The 17,359-nt window shown below is 72.8% G+C and carries 11 protein-coding genes and 3 pseudogenes; 5 read left to right on the top strand and 9 right to left on the bottom strand.

The window, feature by feature from the left end:
• Positions 1–65: 65 nt before the first annotated feature.
• Together OG702_RS08185 and OG702_RS08180 are read left to right on the top strand one after the other, a co-directional pair.
• Entirely contained in the window at positions 66–1,226 is a 1,161-nt protein-coding gene (locus OG702_RS08185) for an XdhC/CoxI family protein (RefSeq protein ID WP_327288190.1), read from the top strand.
• A gap of 77 nt (positions 1,227–1,303) precedes the next feature.
• Positions 1,304–2,398: a winged helix DNA-binding domain-containing protein gene (locus OG702_RS08180; protein ID WP_327288189.1), complete on the top strand. Its 1,095-nt coding sequence runs from the start codon at positions 1,304–1,306 to the stop codon at positions 2,396–2,398.
• A 39-nt stretch (positions 2,399–2,437) separates the two neighbouring features.
• Here OG702_RS08180 and OG702_RS08175 read toward each other — a convergent pair whose 3' ends face one another.
• The 4 genes and pseudogenes from OG702_RS08175 to OG702_RS08160 all read right to left on the bottom strand — a co-directional run bounded on the left by OG702_RS08175 (position 2,438) and on the right by OG702_RS08160 (position 7,724).
• Positions 2,438–4,396, bottom strand: coding sequence for a sigma-70 family RNA polymerase sigma factor (locus tag OG702_RS08175; protein WP_327288188.1), 1,959 nt, complete (start codon positions 4,394–4,396; stop codon positions 2,438–2,440).
• Between the two features lie 108 nt (positions 4,397–4,504).
• Positions 4,505–5,527, bottom strand: a pseudogene (locus tag OG702_RS08170) (glycoside hydrolase family 16 protein); the annotation flags it as partial.
• Positions 5,523–6,267 (bottom strand): annotated as a pseudogene (locus OG702_RS08165) (carbohydrate ABC transporter permease); the annotation flags it as partial. The pseudogenes OG702_RS08170 and OG702_RS08165, both read right to left, overlap by 5 nt.
• Before the next feature lie 170 nt (positions 6,268–6,437).
• Positions 6,438–7,724 carry a sugar ABC transporter substrate-binding protein gene (locus tag OG702_RS08160; protein WP_327288187.1) on the bottom strand — a complete coding sequence of 429 codons (1,287 nt, stop codon included), beginning with the start codon at positions 7,722–7,724 and terminating at the stop codon, positions 6,438–6,440.
• A 23-nt stretch (positions 7,725–7,747) separates the two neighbouring features.
• Here OG702_RS08160 and OG702_RS08155 point away from each other — a divergent pair.
• Positions 7,748–8,503: pseudogene (locus tag OG702_RS08155) on the top strand (GntR family transcriptional regulator); the annotation flags it as partial.
• A 615-nt stretch (positions 8,504–9,118) separates the two neighbouring features.
• Here the strand turns inward: OG702_RS08155 and OG702_RS08150 are convergent.
• The 4 genes from OG702_RS08150 to OG702_RS08135 form a co-directional block, all read right to left on the bottom strand.
• Positions 9,119–9,382: an SAV_915 family protein gene (locus OG702_RS08150; protein ID WP_327288186.1), complete on the bottom strand. Its 264-nt coding sequence runs from the start codon at positions 9,380–9,382 to the stop codon at positions 9,119–9,121.
• A gap of 349 nt (positions 9,383–9,731) precedes the next feature.
• A complete protein-coding gene (locus tag OG702_RS08145) occupies positions 9,732–11,258 on the bottom strand; it encodes an MFS transporter (protein WP_327288185.1) in 1,527 nt (508 codons plus the stop codon).
• Positions 11,259–11,415: 157 nt separating this feature from the next.
• Positions 11,416–12,033: a LysE family translocator gene (locus tag OG702_RS08140; RefSeq protein WP_327293131.1), complete on the bottom strand. Its 618-nt coding sequence runs from the start codon at positions 12,031–12,033 to the stop codon at positions 11,416–11,418.
• Positions 12,034–12,245: 212 nt separating this feature from the next.
• Entirely contained in the window at positions 12,246–13,070 is an 825-nt protein-coding gene (locus OG702_RS08135) for a helix-turn-helix transcriptional regulator (protein WP_327293130.1), read from the bottom strand.
• A 113-nt stretch (positions 13,071–13,183) separates the two neighbouring features.
• Here OG702_RS08135 and OG702_RS08130 point away from each other — a divergent pair, with 113 nt between their 5' ends.
• Together OG702_RS08130 and OG702_RS08125 are read left to right on the top strand one after the other, a co-directional pair.
• On the top strand, positions 13,184–14,860 hold the full coding sequence (locus tag OG702_RS08130; RefSeq protein ID WP_327288184.1) for an AMP-binding protein: 1,677 nt from the start codon (positions 13,184–13,186) through the stop codon (positions 14,858–14,860).
• Positions 14,857–16,503 (top strand): AMP-binding protein, encoded by a 1,647-nt coding sequence (locus OG702_RS08125; RefSeq protein ID WP_327288183.1) that lies wholly within the window; start codon positions 14,857–14,859, stop codon positions 16,501–16,503. The genes OG702_RS08130 and OG702_RS08125 overlap by 4 nt, the downstream gene beginning before the upstream one ends.
• Before the next feature lie 41 nt (positions 16,504–16,544).
• Here the strand turns inward: OG702_RS08125 and OG702_RS08120 are convergent, their stop codons facing one another.
• Positions 16,545–17,288: a hypothetical protein gene (locus tag OG702_RS08120; protein ID WP_327288182.1), complete on the bottom strand. Its 744-nt coding sequence runs from the start codon at positions 17,286–17,288 to the stop codon at positions 16,545–16,547.
• Positions 17,289–17,359 lie beyond the last annotated feature (71 nt).

The following is a 17,359-nucleotide window of genomic DNA, read 5'->3' as shown; positions in this document are numbered from 1 at the left end:
CGCCCGTACCCGCCCCGGGCCGCCCGGGGCCGACCGCCGCACCGCGAAGAGAGGGGCTGAGCGCCATGCTGGACATCGCCGACGACCTGCACCGCTGGTGCGCCCAGGGCCGGCCGTTCGCGGTGGCGACCGTGGTCGCGACCAGTGGCAGCGCCCCGCGCCGGCCCGGCGCGGCGCTGGCCGTCGACGCCGAGGGCGCCGCCGTCGGCAGCGTGTCCGGGGGCTGCGTGGAGAGCGCGGTCTACGACCTGTGCCAGGAGGTGCTGGCCGCCGGTGACCAGGCGCGGCCGGTGCTGCGGCACTTCGGCTACTCCGACGAGGACGCCTTCGCGGTCGGCCTGAGCTGCGGCGGCGACATCGACGTCCTCGTCCAGCGGATCGACCCGGCCGCCGCGCCGGAGATCGCCGCCGCCCTGGCCGCCGCCGCGTCGGGGGAGGCGGCGGCGGTCGCCAGGATCACCGGGGGCCCGGCCGAACTCCTCGGCCGGGCCCTGCTGGTACGCCCCGAGGGGGCCGTCCTGGGTACTCTCGGCGACGAGGTGCGGGACGCCACCGCGGCCGCCGAGGCCCGCTCGCTGCTCGCCGCCGGCCGTACGGGCACGGTCGGGATCGGCGCCGACGGCAGCCGCTGCGGCGAGCCGCTGACCCTGCTGGTCGAGACGAGCGTCCCGCCGCCGCGGATGCTGGTCTTCGGCGCCATCGACTTCGCCGCCGCGCTGGTACGCGCCGGCGCCTTCCTCGGCTACCGGGTGACCCTCTGCGACGCCCGCCCGGTCTTCGCCACCCCGCGCCGCTTCCCGGACGCGGACGCGGTCGTGGTGGACTGGCCGCACCGCTACCTCGCCGCCGAGGCGGACGCCGGGCGGCTGGACGCCCGTACGGTGGTCTGCGTCCTCACCCACGACGCCAAGTTCGACATCCCGCTGCTGGAGATCGCGCTGCGGATGCCACTGGCCTACGTCGGCGCCATGGGCTCCCGGCGCACCCATCTGGACCGGCTCGACCGGCTGCGCGAGGCCGGGCTGCGCGACCTCGACCTCGCCAGGCTGCACTCGCCGATCGGCCTCGACCTGGGCGCCCGCACACCCGAGGAGACGGCGCTGTCCATCGCGGCGGAGATCGTCGCCCACCGCCACGGCGGCACCGGCGCCCCGCTGACCGGCGCGCACACCCCGATCCACCACGACCGCGAGCCCGCGCGCCACCGCAACCACCCGGCGGCTTAGACCGGGTCTGGCGCGGCCCGCCTCAGCGCCCGCCGTTGCGGACCGAAACTGTCCGCAAGGAGCAATACCGTGGGACCATGGTCACCCAGCCGCTGGATCTGCGCACCCTCAACCGCACTCTGCTCGACCGCCAACTCCTGTTGGAGCGAGTCACGATGGGAGCCGAGGGCACCATCAGGCACCTGCTCGGGCTGCAGTCGCAGACCCCGACCTCGCCCTACCCGGGGCTGTGGACGCGGCTGGCCGGCTTCGACTTCGCCGAGCTGGGCGAGCTGCTGAGCACGCGGCGGGCGGTCCGGCTGGTGCTGATGCGCAGCACCGTGCACCTGGTGACGGCCGCGGACGCGATCCGGCTGCGGCACTGGATCGGGCCGATGCTGGAACGGTCCTTCCGCGGCTCGCAGTTCGCCAAGGGCGTCGCATGCGTCGACCGGGCGGCCCTGATCGCCTACGGGCGCGCGCTGTTGCGCGAACGGCCGCGTACGCCCGGCGAGTTGCGTACCGAGCTCGCCGCCCGCTTCCCGGACGCCGACCCCGCCTCGCTGGTCAACGCGCTGCGGTCCTGGATGCCGCTGGTGCAGCTGCCGCCGCGCGGGGTGTGGGGGGCCCGCGGGCAGCCCGTCTACGGCCTGCTGGAGGAATGGCTCGGCAAACCGCTCATCGCGCCCGACCCCGCGGACCTGGTCCGCCGCTACCTGGCCGCGTTCGGCCCGGCGAGCCCCGCCGACATGCAGAAGTGGAGCGGCCTGACCGGCCTCAGGCCGGTCTTCGCCGACATGGACCTGCGCAGATACCGGGCCGAGGACGGCCGGCTGCTGCACGACCTGCCCAACGCGGCACTGGCCGACCCGTCCGTGCCCGTGCCGGCCCGCTTCGTCACCGACTTCGACAACCTCCTGCTGTCGCACGCCGACCGCACCCGGATCATGCCCGAGGAGTACCGCTCCCGGGTGATGACGGTCAACGGCATCGTGCGCGGCTCCATCCTGGTCGACGGATTCGTCGCGGGCACCTGGCGCTTCGACCGGGCCAAAGGCAGGGCGGCCGTCTCCGTCACGCACTTCACCCCGCTGAGCGCCGCAGACCGGGCGGCGCTCAGCGCGGAGGGCCTGCGGCTGCTCGCCGCCGGCGACCCCGGCGCCGCGCACGACGTGACGTTCACGGCCGCCTGATCCGGGCCGCCGCGCGGCTGCGGGCCCCCGCCGGCCCGGTCAGCGCGCCGACTCGAAGGCCCGCCCCGCGGGCGTCTCCACCGCGCCGCTGCGGAACAGGCCGCTGCTCGGCTTGCTGTCGTCGGCGCCGAGGCCGAACCAGGCGTAACGCTGCAGATACGGCAGCCCGTCCAGCATCTTGGCGGCCGCCGTGACGAAGGCGGCCTGCTGCTGGTCGGTGGGGAAGCGGGCGCCGTTGGAGAAGTCGATCAGCGCGAACTCCGTCAGCCAGATCGGCTTGTGGTAGCGGTTGTAGACCGCCCGCAGATACGACTTGAGCTGTGCGACCGCGTTCGGCGTGGTGAAGTCGCCGCCGTACCAGTGCAGGGCGATGAAATCGACCCGGTAGCCCTTGGACTTCGCGCCCGACATGAAGCGGTCGAGCCAGCCCCCCGCGGTGTCACCGCCGTAGGCGACCGCCGGGCTGCCGAGCACCTTGCCCGTCGACTCCAGCTTCGGCCACAGCGACAGCGCCTGGTCCACCGTCATGTTCGACTGCGCCGACATGTCGGGCTCGTTGAAGCCCAGCAGATACGGCCCCGCCTTCTTCGCCTGCGCCAGCCCGTTGGCGTCCGCGCTCGCGCTGCCCCAGATCATCGGTACGAAGCCGGGGCCGCTGACCCCGCTGTGGGTGGTCGACCAGGTGTAGTACCAGGCGGCGCCGGACTTGCCGAGCGCCGAGTTCACCCCGTTGAAGGACCACACCCCGACGCCCTTGCGGGCCGAGGAGGCCGGCGGGGCGGGCGGCGGTGCCTTGACCGGGGCGCGGGTGGCGGGCGGCCTGCTGCTCGCCGGCGCCGTCGGCTTGCGGGAGGTCGTGGACGGGCTCGGCGATGCGGTGGTGGCCGGCGGAGTCGTGGTGGCCCCGGCGGTGGTGGTGACGGCGGCCGGCGAGGCCGCCGCGTGCGCGGCCGGCTCGCTGTCCTGGCCGCCGGCGGTCAGATGGACCGCGAGCAGCGCGCCGGCCGCGACCGCGGCGACGGTGCCGACCGCCGCGCCGGTCACCCCCGCGGGGCCGTGCAGCAGCCTCGGCCTTGCCCGCGCTCCGTGCCGCGCACCGCTCCGCCGTGGGGGGTGGGGGCGCGGAGCGGTGCGCGGGTCCTGGGGTACGCCGTGCGCCGGCGGGGCGGGGTGCCAGAAGGGCGCGGCGGCCGGGGCCTGCGCGGCGAACGGGCCGCCGAAACCGACCGGCACCGGCAGCAGCGGCAGCCCGCTGAGCAGCCGGTCCATCGGCAGCAGGGCGCTGCCGCGCCGGGTGCAGTCGGCGCAGTTGCGGATGTGCCGGGCGAAGCGCTTGCGCCACAACGGGCTCGGCACGCCGTCCCAGCCGCTGGTCAGATGGCGCAGCCCGTCGCATTCCGCGCCGCCGCCGAGCGCCCGTACCACCGCCCGGGAGGTCTCCAGCTGCTCCTTCATCCGCTGGACCTTGACCGCCGCGTGCTGCCGGGTCAGGCCCAGGGCCTCGGCCAGTTCCGAGCGGCCGAGGTCACCGGTCTCCTCCAGCCACCACAGCGCGAGCAGCGTACGGTCGTCGCCGTCCAGCCAGCGGGTGGCCTCGGCGATGTCGCGACGCTGGTCGGTCAGGCCGAGCCGCAGGATCGTCACCGCGGCGAAGTCGGAGGCAGGGTCGGGTATCAGCTCGGCCGCGTCCAGCGCGGTCTGGAGGTGCCAGGACGCCTTGCGCGCCTGCTCGCGGTCCCGCACCTGGCGTACCGCGATGGCCACCAGCCAGGACCTGAAGGCCGCCGGGTCCCGCAGGTCGGCCAGGCCCCGCACCACCCGCAGCAGTGTCTCCTGCACCACGTCGTCCACGTCGTCGTGGCCGTCCAGCGCCCGGCCCACGATGTTGTAGACCAGCGGCAGGCACTGCGCGACCAGCTGGTCGAGCGCCCGCTGATCGCCCGCACGTGCGGCGGCCACCAGGGCGGGGTCGGGTCCGACTCGGTCGGCTGCGCGCATGCTGCTCCACTCTCCGTCCGTCACTTTCCCCCCGGACAGGAGACGGTGCCACGCCCGGCGGATAACGGAAACCCGCCGGGCGCGACACCGGACCAGGAAAGCGCGGGACTACGGGTTGGGCACCGTGTCGGTGAAGGCGGCGCCCGCCGCACGGTAGCCCGCGACCCGCGCGCTGACCTGCGCCGGGCTGAGCACCTGCTTGACGAAGACGACGTAGTCCACCTGCTCGTCGTAGGACCGCGGGGTGCTGCCGGTCTGCCCCGCCAGGTCGATCAGCCAGTGGTTGAAGTCGATCCACTGCGGCGTCTCGGGCAGGTACGGCTCACCGTGGGTGGCCACGACCTGGCCGTCGATGGAGTACGTGATGCTGGTGTTGTCCACCGTGAGTTGCAGGTTGTGCCAGCCGTCCAGGCTGGCGTACTGCTGGCCGTGGGTGTTCACCGCGTTCCACGGGTCGGGGTTGTAGGTCTCCCACGACGTCTCGTACATGATGTTCTGCGTCTCGCCCCAGCCGCCGTTGGGCAGGTACTCGAAGTCCTGCTCGCTGTAGTCGGGGTCCATCGGCGCGTTGAGCGGGGTGAAGGTGAAGAACGTCTGGTTCACGTGGTCGCCGTCGGGGCCGCCGGTGGGGGTGTCGTCGAAGCGCACCCGGGCGGCGTAGGTGCCGTTGGTGAACTTGCGCGCGGTGGTCTGGATCTCGGTCTCCCGGGTGCCGGACGCGGTGCCGTCGGTGGTGAGCCGCAGGTTCATCACCTTGTTGGAGCCGTCGGCGACGAAGGTCACGTCCTGCGGCGACCAGGTGGCGCCGGCCACGCCGGGGCCGCCCTGGCCGGACTTGACCGTCCAGCCGTGCTGCTGGACGGCGGCGTCGGAGCTGGTGGTGTAGGAGAAGTCGTCGAAGAGCGCGGGACCGTTCTGGCCGCCGCCGCCCGGCGAGGTCGGCGGGGTGGTGGGGGGCGTCGGGTCGTTGCCGGCGGGCGCGGTGCCGTAGACGACCGCGCCGACGTCCTGGACGGTGAGCTTCGGCCAGTTCGCGTAGGCGGTCTGGGCGCCGTTGAAGGAGTAGTCGTCGGACTGCCTGAGGGTCTGCCAGTCGGAGCGGTAGAAGCGCAGTTGCAGGTCACCGGTGTTTGTGCAGCGACTGGGCGATCTGGAAGGCGTAGACCGGCAGCGTGGTCGTGGCGCCGTTAGGACCGCCCTGGCCGATCACCCAGATCTGGGTGAACGCCTTGAAGCACCAGATGACTTCGAGCGAGGTGATCAGTGCGAAGAGTGGTCGCAGCATCGGGAAGGTGACCAGCCGGAAGGACTGCCAGGCGCTCGCGCCGTCGATCCTGGCCGACTCGTAGAGCTCCACCGGGATCGTGGTGAGGCCGCCGTAGAGCGTCAGCGCGGCGAACGGCACCGACTGCCATACCACGAGCACCACCAGGATGGCGAAGGTGGAACCGCCGTGCGCGAACCAGGAGTAGTCGCGGTAGGAGTCGAAGCCCAGCTTGACCAGTAGCCAGTTGACCACCCCGAAACGGGACTGGAACAGCCACTGGAAGATGGTGGTGGCGGCGATGACCGGGGTCGCCCAGGACAGCACCAGCCCGCTCATCACCGCCAACCGCATACGCCGGCCCAGCCTGTTGACCATCAGCGCGACCAGGGTGCCGAGCACCATGATCAGCGCCACGTTGAGCCCGGTCCACCACATAGTGCGCCGCACCACCGTCCAGAACTCCGGGTCGCCCAGCCGTGCGGTAGTTGGCGAAGCCCACCCAGGTCGCCCCGCCCCGGATCAGCTCACCGAGCCCGAAGTGCTGGAAGGACATCACGGTGTTTCTGACCAGTGGATAGACCAGCAGGAACGCCGCACCGAGCACGGTGGGGGCGACCAGCAAGCACGGCCAGACCGCGCCGAGGCGGCGCCGTCGCGGCCGCGCCAGGGCCGGCGCGGCTCCACGACGGCCGGCCGCGGAGCGGCGGAACGGGCGGTGAGCACGGTTTCCCTCCGGGGGGTGGGGTGGTGGTCGGTGACGGGGCCGGGCGCCGGTCAGGAAGCGGTGTTGAGCGCCTTGGTGATCGCCTCGGAGGCGGTCTTGCCGGCCGCATCCGGGTCGGCCCCGGTGAGCACCTGCGTCATGTACTGCTTGATCGGGTTGTTCGCCTCGACCGCCGCCCAGTTCGGGGAGTTGGGGGTGGCGTGGCCGTTCACCGCGCCGGCCGCCATCACCGACGCCCCCGGGTTGCCGGCCACCACGGAGGCCAGTGAGGTGCGGTTGGGCACGTAGCTCATCTCCTTGGCCATGTCGGTCTGGAAGGCGGTGCCGGCCAGAGCCTTGACCACCTCGTAGGCCAGCGCCTGGTGTCGCGAGGCCTCCGGGATCACCAGGTCGGAGCCGCCGGTGAAGACCGCGCCGGGCTTGTCGGCGGTCTTGCCCGGGACCGGGAAGAAGCCGATCTTGTCCTGCAGCGCGGGGTTGGCCTTGGTGATGAGCGAGGCGGCGCCCGGCGTCGAGATGATCTGCGCGGTCTTGCCCTTGGCGAAGACGTCCGCCTGCAGCGGCTTGGCCTCGTCGGAGTCCTTGGGGTCCTGACCGAGCGCCTGCAGTTGCTGGTAGAAGGCCATGCCCGCCTTGGCCTGCGGGGTGTCCAGCGTGCCCTTCCAGCTGTCGCCGTCCTTGACGGCGAGGTCGCCGCCCTCGTCCCACACGAAGCCGGCCAGTGCGTACCAGATCTGGCCTGGCAGGTAGATCCCGTCGTTGCCACCGGTGTCGAGCTTGGTGGTGTCCTGGATCCACTCGTCGCGCGTCTTCGGCGGGGCGGTGATGCCGGCCTGCTTGAACAGGTCCTTGTTGTAGACCACGACGCGGTTGGCGGCGTACCACGGGACGCCGTACTGCTTGCCGTCGATCTTCCCGGGGTCGGCGAGCCCGGGGATCCAGTCCGAGCCGTGCAGGTCGGCGACCTTGTCGGTGAGGTCCCGCACGCCGCCGCTGGCCGCGTACTGCGCGACCTGGGTGTTGCCGACCTCCATCACGTCGGGCGCGTCCTTGCTGGCCAGCGCGCTGGTGATCTTCTGGCCTATGCCGTCCCACTGCTGGATCTGGATGTCCAGGGTGGTGCCCTTGTGCGCGGTCTCGAAGCCGGTCTTGAACCGGCTCAGCACCCCGTCGGACACGCTGTCCTGCATGATCCACACGGTCAGCCCGGCCGGCGCCGGAATGCCGCCGCCCGCGGAGCCCGAAGCGTCGGACGAGTCGGAGGAGCCGCAGGCGGTGAGGCCGGTGACGGCCGCCAGGGCGAGCGCGGCGGCGGCGGGGAGGAGTCTGGATCTCACGGTGATGTCACCTCGGGAAGCGCGGGCGGACGATCCCCTCCGAACGCACCCTGTGCGAGCAACTCGGCGTCTCCCGCCCGACGCTGCGCTCCGCCGTCGACGAACTGGTCACCTCAGGGCTGCTGGTGCGCGAGCACGGGCGCGGCATGTTCGTCGGCCGCGCCAAGATCACCCAGGAACTCGCCCCGGCCCGCGACGCGTACCGCCTGCCGCAGGCGTCCGGCAGCTGGGCCAGCAGGGTGCTGGAGTTCACCACGGTCCAGGCCGGCGCCCGCGTCGGACGGCGGCTGCACATCTCGCCGGCCGCGGAGATCACCTACATCGCGCGGCTGCGGCTCGTCGACAACGAGCCGATGGCCATCGAGTACCTCCACGTGCCCGCCGCGCTCGTCCCCGGCCTGCGCCCGGACGACATGGAGTCCGGCGACTTCTACGACTTCCTGCGGGAGCGGCACGGGGTGCGGGTGCACGAGGCCGTGCAGTCCATCGAGCCGACCGTCACCAACGAGGAGGAGGCCCGGCTGATCGGGGTGCCCGTGCTGTCGCCCGCGCTGCTCTTCGAACGCCTCACGAAGGACACGGCGGGCCGCCCGGTGGAGTACGTCCACTCCGTCTACCGCGGTGACCGCTACCGCATCGTCTCCCGGCTGGCCCTCGGCGCCACCGCCTCGGCCACCCCCCTGTCCGCCGCCCAGCACCACCCGGGCATCCCCCCGGGCGACCTCGCCTCCCGCGAGGTGCCGGCGATGACCACCGGGGACGTCCAGCCAGGATCTTGACCCGAGCTGGTCCAGACCCGCACCCCCGCGCGCGGTTCCGCGCGCCCCTGACGTGATTGCCACGTGCGGTGGCATCTCGCCTGCGGCCCAGGTGGGGGCTGGTCGCGCAGTTCCCCCGCGCCCCCGAAAAACGCCCACCCTCCACGCAGAGGGCACCCCCCCAGGGGCGCGAGGAACTGCGCGACAGGCCGCGACGGCGGGAAAGTAGCGAGCGCCACCGCAAGTGGCACTCACCTGGGGGCGCGAGGAACTGCGCGACAAGCCGCGACGGCGGGAAAGCAGCGAGCGCTACGGCAAGTGGCACTCACCTGGGGGCGCGAGGAACTGCGCGACAAGCCGCGACGGCGGGAAAGCAGCGAGCGCTACGGCAAGTGGCACTCACCTGGGGGCGCGAGGAACTGCGCGACAAGCCGCGACGGCGGGAAAGCAGCGAGCGCTACGGCAAGTGGCACTCACCTGGGGGCGCGAGGAACTGCGCGACAAGCCGCGACGGCGGGAAAGTAGCGAGCGCCACCGCAAGTGGCAGCCCCCCCAGGGGCGCGGGGAACTGCGCGACAAGCCCCCACCGGCCCGGGGTGACGGGTCACCTCGCCCCCTGCCGCAGCGCCGCGCGCACTACGTGGGGGTTCGCGCGGCCGAGTGGGAGAAGAGGAGCGGGTCCACCGTCAAGGACGTGGCGCCGAGCGGCTCGGCGAGCCGCCGCAGCGCGGATTCGGACAGCCGAATCCACGCCTGGCACGGCCCGAGAGCCGACCGCAGCCGCTGATCGGTGGTGAAGGCCACCGCGGTCCGCGTGCCCGCGGGGGTGCGCCACAGGCGGACGACGAGCCCCGCGGGACCTCGTCGCACCGGTACGTACAGCGGCCGGAAGCCGTCCATGCCCTCACCGTAACCCGGTGCGCGAAGACCCGCCCCAGGGCGTAACGGTCCTGGTCGCCGGTGTTCGTGCCCCGGCCCCGGCGGGCGGGAGCCCGCCCGTGCGCGCTGTGGGGCCATCAGAGTGAACGGACACGGTGCGGGCGGCCGCCCGAAGCCGAGCGGCCCGGGAACGCGAAAGCCGTCCCGCCGGTGTCGCGTACGGGGGACGCGATCCGGCGGGGCGGCGTGTGCGGGGGGCCGGTGGTGCCGGGTGTCCCGTCCCCACGATGACCCGGCGGCCGGCCCCCGGACCCGGCGCCGTCCGCTCAGGCGGCGCCGGGTGCTGAGGGAGCCCTACGAGCCCTGCGGCTCACATGTGGACGGGCGCGGGAGCGGCACTCTCTTCGCTGGGCGCCGGGCGGCCGCCGCGGTACATGAACAGCGCCAGCACACCGCCGAGCGCGAGCAGGCCCGCCGACCACCAGTACGCGGTCGCGTAGCTGTGCAGTGCAGCGTGCGCCACGACGAGCTTGCCGGTGTGGTGGGCCAGATACGTGGCCCCGGCGCTGGCCGCCAGCGTGTTCAGCAGCGCGGTGCCGATCGAACCACCCACCTGCTGCATGGTGTTGACCGCGGCCGAGGTCACGCCCGCGTCCGTCTCGGCGACCCGCTCGGTCGCCACGCTCATCGAGGCGGGCATCACCAGGCCGAGGCCGAAGCCGATCACCAGCAGCGGCGGCAGCACGTTCGCCGCGTAGGTGCTGTTGAGGTCGAGAACGGTCAGCCAGGCCATGCCGGCCGCCGCCATCACCATGCCGGTGGGCACGATCGGGCGCGGGCCGAGCTTCGGCAGCAGCGTGTTGGTGACCAGCTGGGCTGCCACCATCAGGGCGCCGATCATCGGCAGGAAGCCCAGACCGGTCTTCACCGGGTTGTAGTGCAGCGACAGTTGCAGGTAGTAGGTCAGGAAGAGGAAGACGCCGAACATCCCGGCGCCGGAGAGCGCGAGCACCGTGAAGGACGCGCCGCGGTTGCGGTCCAGCAGCACGCGCAGCGGCAGCAGCGGGTGCTTGGCACGGGTCTGCCACCAGCTGAACGCCGCCACCAGCACGACACCGATGACCAGGAAGCCCCACGTCATCGGGGATCCCCAGTGGTGGGTCTCGGCGTTGGAGAAGCCGTAGACGATGCAGAACAGGCCCGCGGTGACCAGCAGGGTGCCCGGCAGGTCCAGCTTCTGCCGGTCGGCGGGGGCGTCCTTGCGCAGCAGCGCCAGACCGCCGAGGAAGGCGAACACCGCGAAGACCAGGTTCACGTACAGCGTCCAGCGCCAGCTCAGGTGCTCGGTGAGCACACCGCCGAGCAGCAGGCCGACACCGCCGCCCGCACCGGCGATGGCGCCGTAGATGCCGAAGGCCTTCGCGCGCTCCTTGGCGTCGGTGAAGGTCGTGTTGAGCAGCGAGAGCGCCGCGGGGGCGAGCAGGGCGCCGAACAGGCCCTGCAGGGCGCGGCCGGTGACCAGCACTTCGAAGTTCTGCGCCGCGCCGGCCAGCGCGGAGGCGCCGGCGAAACCGACGACGCCGATCAGGAAGACGATCCTGCGGCCGACCAGGTCGGCCAGCCGGCCGCCGACCAGCAGCAGGGAGCCGAAGGAGAGGGAGTAGGCGGTGACGATCCACTGCCTGTTGCCGTCGGAGAAGTCCAGCGCCTTCTGGGCGGAGGGCAGGGCGATGGTCACGACGGTGGCGTCCAGCACCACCATCAGCTGCGCCAGCGCGATCACGGCCAGGACCCACCAGCGGTGGTTCGCCCTTTCCGTGCGCGCACCAGGCGTCTTTTCCGGTGCGGGCTTCTTGAGCTGGTCGACGGGGACGTCGGCCGCTGATTGGGAGGACATCAGGCGGAGCTCCTGAGGTGGGACGGGTAGGGCTGTACCGCAGGAAAAACGAAACGGTTTCGTACTCCATGACCGTACGTCGAGGGGTATCGAAACGCAAACGTTTCGCTGATGCCGCTGGTGTGCGCCTGCTCACACCAGCGCGCGCGCCGCGGTCCTACGTGTCCGCGCGGCCGGTGACCGCGACCGTGACGCCCAGGCCGATCATCGCGAGCCCGCCGGTCCCGCCCACCGCCGCCATCCGCCGCGGCGAGCGGGCGAACCAGCCGCGCGCGGCCGAGGCGGTCAGCGCCCAGCCGCTGTCGCACAGCAGCGCGATGACGGTGAACACCAGGCCGAGCAGCAGCATCTGCTCGTGGACGCGGCCGGCGTCGCGGTTCACGAACTGCGGGAGGACGGCGGCGAAGAACACCATCGTCTTGGGGTTGGTCACCCCGACGACGAAGCCCTCCCACAGGGTGCGCAGGTCGCCCCTGCGGGGCCCGGCCGCCCCCGCGTCGTCCCGCAGCGAGGCGGACAGGGCGTCGCGGTGGCGGAACGCCTTCACGCCCAGGAAGACCAGGTAGGCCGCGCCGGCCAGCTTGAGCGTGACGAAGAGGGCGACCGAGCGGGACACGACCTCGCCGAGTCCGACCGCGACCAGCGCGATCAGGGCGTACGCCCCGATCGCGTTGCCCAGGACGCTGCCGAGCGCCGTCCGCCGGCCGTGCGCGAGTGCCCGGCCCAGCACGAACAGCACGCTCGGGCCGGGAATCAGCACGAGCACCAATGACATCGCGGCGAAGCCGCCCACCCGATCGACCGTCACCCCCGGCACGCTACCCCCGCCCCCGCCGCTCCGCGCCCGGTTTTCCCCCCGGGGCTGCCTCCTCCCGCCGTCCCGGGACCGTCCCGCCGTCGCGGCTGGGCGCGCAGTTCCCCGCGTCCCTGAGGGCACCCTCTCCCGCAGAAGGTGAGCGTTTTTCACGGGCGCGGGCCGGAGGCTCGCTAGGGGAGGAACCCGGCGCGGCGGGCGGTGGTGACCGCTTCGAGCCGGGTGTGCGCACCCAACTTGCGCATGGCCGACCGCAGATACGACTTCACCGTCTCCGGCCGCACCCGCAGCCGCGCGGCCGCCGCCGCGTTGGTGGCGCCCGAGGCGACCGTCGCGAGGACGTCCAGCTCGCGCGGGGTGAGCTGGACAAGGGGCGGGCGGGCGGGGGAGGAAGACGGCGCGCCGGCCGAGGCCAGCCGCGCGCACGCCGTCAACAGCTCCTGGCGGAGCCGCACATCGGCGATGCGCACCGCCAGCGCCCGCAACTCGGCGTGCGCTTCGCGCACCTCCTCCCAGGCCCGCGGATCCGCCGCGACCGGCGGCTGGCAGGACGCCAGCAGCCGCCGCGCCTCGTCCCGTACCGCGAGCGCCTGTTCGAGATCGCGCGCCGCGTCGATCGCGGCGGCCAGCGGCCGGTCACCGAGGGCGTACGGCTGGCGCAGCGCCCCGTAGAGGACCCCGCGCACCTGCCGGTGGACCACGACGGGCACGGCGAGCACCGAGCGGAGCCCTTCCCCGGCGACGGCGGCGTCGTATTCGTGGCTGATGGCGCGGGACGAGCCGTAGTCGGTCACCGCGTAGGGGCGCCCGAGGGCCAGGGTCTTGCCGCCGAGGCCGTTCCCGGTGCGTACGGTGAGGCCGCGCAGCGAGTCCGTGTCGGCGCCGGACAGCTCGCTGATCCGGAAGTGCTGCGCCCCGGCCGCCGCGACCAGCCCGCCGAAGGCCACCGGGAGCAGCCCTGATCTGCGCATGCGCAGCAGGGCGGCCCGCACGTCCATGGCCTCGCCACGACTGCCGTCCACCGCGCCACCTCCTCACCCCCGTCCGGGGGTAGTGAGACCCACGTCACTACCGCACGATGCTACCGAGGGGACATCCACGAGGAGGACACATGCCGGCATCGGACGCGACCGGGGCATTCCGGGCCGCCCGGGACTTCCTGCTGCGGCACCGCGAGGACTATACGGCGGCCCGCGACGGCTTCCGCTGGCCGGACCCCGCGCGCTTCAACTGGGCCCTCGACTGGTTCGACGTGATCGCCGCGGGCAACGACCGCCCGGCCCTGTGGATCGTCGAGGAGGACGGCACCGAGTCGCTGATCTCCTTCCGCGAGATGTCCGACCGCTCCGACCGGGTCGCGTCCTGGCTGCGGGCCCGCGGGGTACGGGCCGGGGACCGGGTGCTGCTGATGCTGGGCAACCAGGTCGAGCAGTGGGAGTCCGCGCTGGCGCTGATGAAGCTGCGCGCGGTGGTCATTCCGGCGACCCCGCTGCTGGGGCCGGCCGACCTGCGGGACCGTATCGGCCGCGGCCGGGCACGGCACGCCGTCGTGCGGGCCGCCGACACGGGGAAGTTCGACGAGGTGCCGGGCGACTACACCAGGATCGCGGTCGGCGGCGGTGCCGCGGCCCCCTGGCTGGCCTACGAGGAGGCGTACGCGACGCCGCCGGGCTTCGCCCCCGACGGCCCGACCGCCGGGTCCGACCCGCTGATGCTCTACTTCACCTCCGGCACCACGGCCCAGCCCAAGCTGGTCGAGCACACCCACGTGTCGTATCCGATCGGGCACCTGGCCACCATGTACTGGATCGGGCTGCGCCCGGGCGATGTGCATCTGAACATCTCCTCACCCGGTTGGGCCAAGCACGCCTGGTCGAGCCTGTTCGCGCCGTGGAACGCCGAGGCGACGGTCTTCGTGCACAACTACACCCGGTTCGACCCGGCGCGGCTGATGGCCGAGATGGACCGCTGCGGGGTGACCAGCTTCTGCGCGCCGCCCACGGTGTGGCGGATGCTGATCCAGGCCGACCTGAGCGCGCTCGGCACTCCGCCGCGCGAGGTGGTGGCGGCCGGCGAACCGCTCAACCCCGAGGTGATCGAGCACGTACGGCGGCTGTGGGGCGTGGTGATCAGGGACGGCTTCGGGCAGACCGAGACCGCGGTGCAGGTCGCCAACACCCCGGGCCAGCTGGTCAAGGCGGGCTCGATGGGGCGCCCCACCCCCGGCTACACGGTGACGCTGATCGACCCGCTGACCGGCGTGCCGGCCGACGAGGGGGAGATCTGCCTCGACCTGAGCAGCCGCCCGGTCGGCCTGATGACCGGCTACGCGGGCGACCCGGAGCGGACCGAGGAGGCGATGGGCGGCGGCTACTACCGCACCGGCGACATCGGCAGCCGGGACGCCGACGGCTACATCACCTACGTGGGCCGCGCGGACGACGTCTTCAAGTCCAGCGACTACAAGATCAGCCCCTTCGAGCTGGAGAGCGCGCTGCTGGAGCACGAGGCGGTCGCCGAGGCGGCCGTGGTGCCCGCGCCGGACGAGCTGCGGCTGGCGATCCCGAAGGCGTACGTGGTGCTCGCCGAGGGCTGGGCGCCCGACGGCCAGACCGCCAAGGCGATCTTCGCCCACTCGCGTTCCGTGCTCGCGCCCTACAAGCGCATCAGGCGGCTGGAGTTCGCCCCGCTGCCCAAGACCGTCTCCGGCAAGATCCGCCGGATCGAGTTGCGCGAGGCGACGATGCACGACGGGAGCGCGGAATTCCATGAGGAGGACTACCGGTGAGCGCCGAGCCCTCGTACGCACACGGAACCGGGAGCACCCCCTTGCTGGGCGACACGATCGGCCGCAACCTCGACCGGGCCATCAGCGCACACCCCGACCGCGAGGCACTGGTCGACGTGCCCGCCGGCCGCCGCTGGACCTACGCCGAGTTCGGCCGCGCGGTCGACGAGGTGGCCCGCGGACTGGCCGCCGGCGGGGTCGGAAAGGGCGACCGGGTCGGCATCTGGGCGGTCAACTGCCCCGAGTGGGTGCTGGTGCAGTACGCCACCGCCCGGCTCGGCGCGATCATGGTGAACGTCAACCCGGCCTACCGGCTGCACGAACTGGCCTACGCCCTGCGGCAGTCCGGCGTCTCGGTGCTGATCGCCTCCACCGAGCACCGCGGCACCGACTACCGCCTGATGGCCGCCGAGGTCCGCGTCAACTGCCCCGACCTGCGCGAGATCGTGCACATCGGCGACGCGTCCTGGGACGATCTGACGGCGGCGGGCAAGGACCTCGACCCCGGCTATCTTGCCGCCGTCGAGGCGACCCTGAGCTGCGACGACCCGGTCAACATCCAGTACACCTCGGGCACCACCGGCTTCCCCAAGGGCGCCACCCTCTCGCACCACAACATCCTCAACAACGGCTACTTCGTGGGCGGTACGGTCGGCTACAGCGAGCAGGACCGGATCTGCCTGCCGGTGCCGTTCTACCACTGCTTCGGCATGGTCATGGGCAACCTCGGCGCCACCTCGCACGCCGCCTGCATCGTGATCCCGGCCCCGTCCTTCGACCCTGCCGCCACCCTGCGCGCGGTCGAGCTGGAGCGCTGCACCGCGCTCTACGGCGTCCCCACCATGTTCATCGCCGAACTCGGCCTGGCGGACTTCGCCGACTACGACCTCAGCTCGCTGCGCACCGGCATCATGGCCGGCTCGCCGTGCCCGGTCGAGGTGATGAAGCGGGTGATGGCCGAGATGCACATGGCGGAGGTGTCCATCTGCTACGGGATGACCGAGACCTCCCCGGTGTCCACCCAGACCCGGCGCGACGACCCGGTGGATCACCGCACCGGCACCGTCGGCCGGGCGCTGCCGCACATCGAGGTCAAGGTGGTGGACCCCTCGTCGGGGGTCACGCTGCCGCGCGGCACGGCCGGTGAACTGTGCACGCGCGGCTACTCGGTGATGCTGGGCTACTGGGACGAACCGGACCGTACGGCCGAGGCGGTGGACGCCGGGCGCTGGATGCACACCGGCGACCTCGCGGTGATGCGCGACGACGGCTACGTGGCGATCGTCGGCCGGATCAAGGACATGATCATCAGGGGCGGGGAGAACGTCTACCCGCGGGAGATCGAGGAGTTCCTCTACGCCCATCCCAAGGTCGCCGACGTGCAGGTGGTCGGGGTGCCCGACGACACCTACGGCGAGGAGGTGCTGGCCTGCGTCATCCCCCGCGACCCCGCCGACCCGCCGACCCTCGGCGAGATCGCCGCCTACTGCGAGGGCCGGCTGGCCCACTTCAAGATCCCCCGGCACCTGCACGTCCTGGACGCCTTCCCGATGACGGTCAGCGGCAAGGTCCGCAAGATCGAGCTGCGTTCGGGCTTCGCGCACCGGGACGCCGAACCGCCCGGCGGCACACCGGGGGCGTGACGCCGGAGACGCCCAGGTGGCCCAACCCGGTGCGGGGGCGGTCAGGCCGCGGTGGGCGGGCCGGAGCGGATCAGGGCGTCCGCCGCGTCGTTGACCGGCTGCGGCGTTCCCGTGAGGTCCATGACGAAGAGCGGCACGCCCAGGTGGTCCGCCCGCAGCCGGGCGTCGTGGGCGTAGCCCGCGAGCGAGAAGAACGCCCCGACGGCGTCCTCGTTGGCGCAGTTGAGCCACAGGCACTCGACGTCCCGTACCGGCGTGGGCTGGGTGCTCGGGTCGACCTGGGCGACCAGGCCCTGGCCGCGCAGGTCGATGCCGTTGGCCGTACGGTCGCCGGCCAGCCGCACGTCGGCGAAGCCGAGCCACTTCAGATACTGTGCCGCCGCCGTCAGCGCGTCCCGCCCGGTGCGGATGGTGACCGGGCGGAACGGTGGCCGCGGCGTCGTCGGCGGCGGTACTGCACCGCCCGGTTCGGGCACCGGGCCGCCGGTGTGCGGTACGGGCAGCCGCCCCGGCGCGCCCGTAGCCTCGTCGTCCACCGGCAGCCGGATCAGCGCACCGCAGGCGCAGCCGAACTCCGGCTGCGGCCAGTGGTCGGTGCGCCCGCAGTCGGGGCAGCGCAGCCGTACCCAGGAGTCCTCCCAGGAGCGGTGCCTGACCTCCACCGGCAGCCCGCCGCGCAGCACCGGAAGGCAGAGCGGCGCCCCGCACGCGCACGGATACGTCGGTGCGGTGTACGTGTGGTCGCGGCGGCAGGCCGGACAGCGCACCAGCACGCTCTCTGCCATGGGTCACAGCTCCCGGTCGGTGTGGTGACCCCATAGTGCAGGAAGTTCCCGCCCGCTGTAACCGATGGCGG

It is taken from the genome of Streptomyces sp. NBC_01198 (assembly GCF_036010485.1).
Lineage (GTDB): Bacteria > Actinomycetota > Actinomycetes > Streptomycetales > Streptomycetaceae > Actinacidiphila.
The sequence above is the reverse complement of the archived record's forward strand: the minus strand, read 5'-3'. Positions and strand labels throughout refer to the sequence as shown.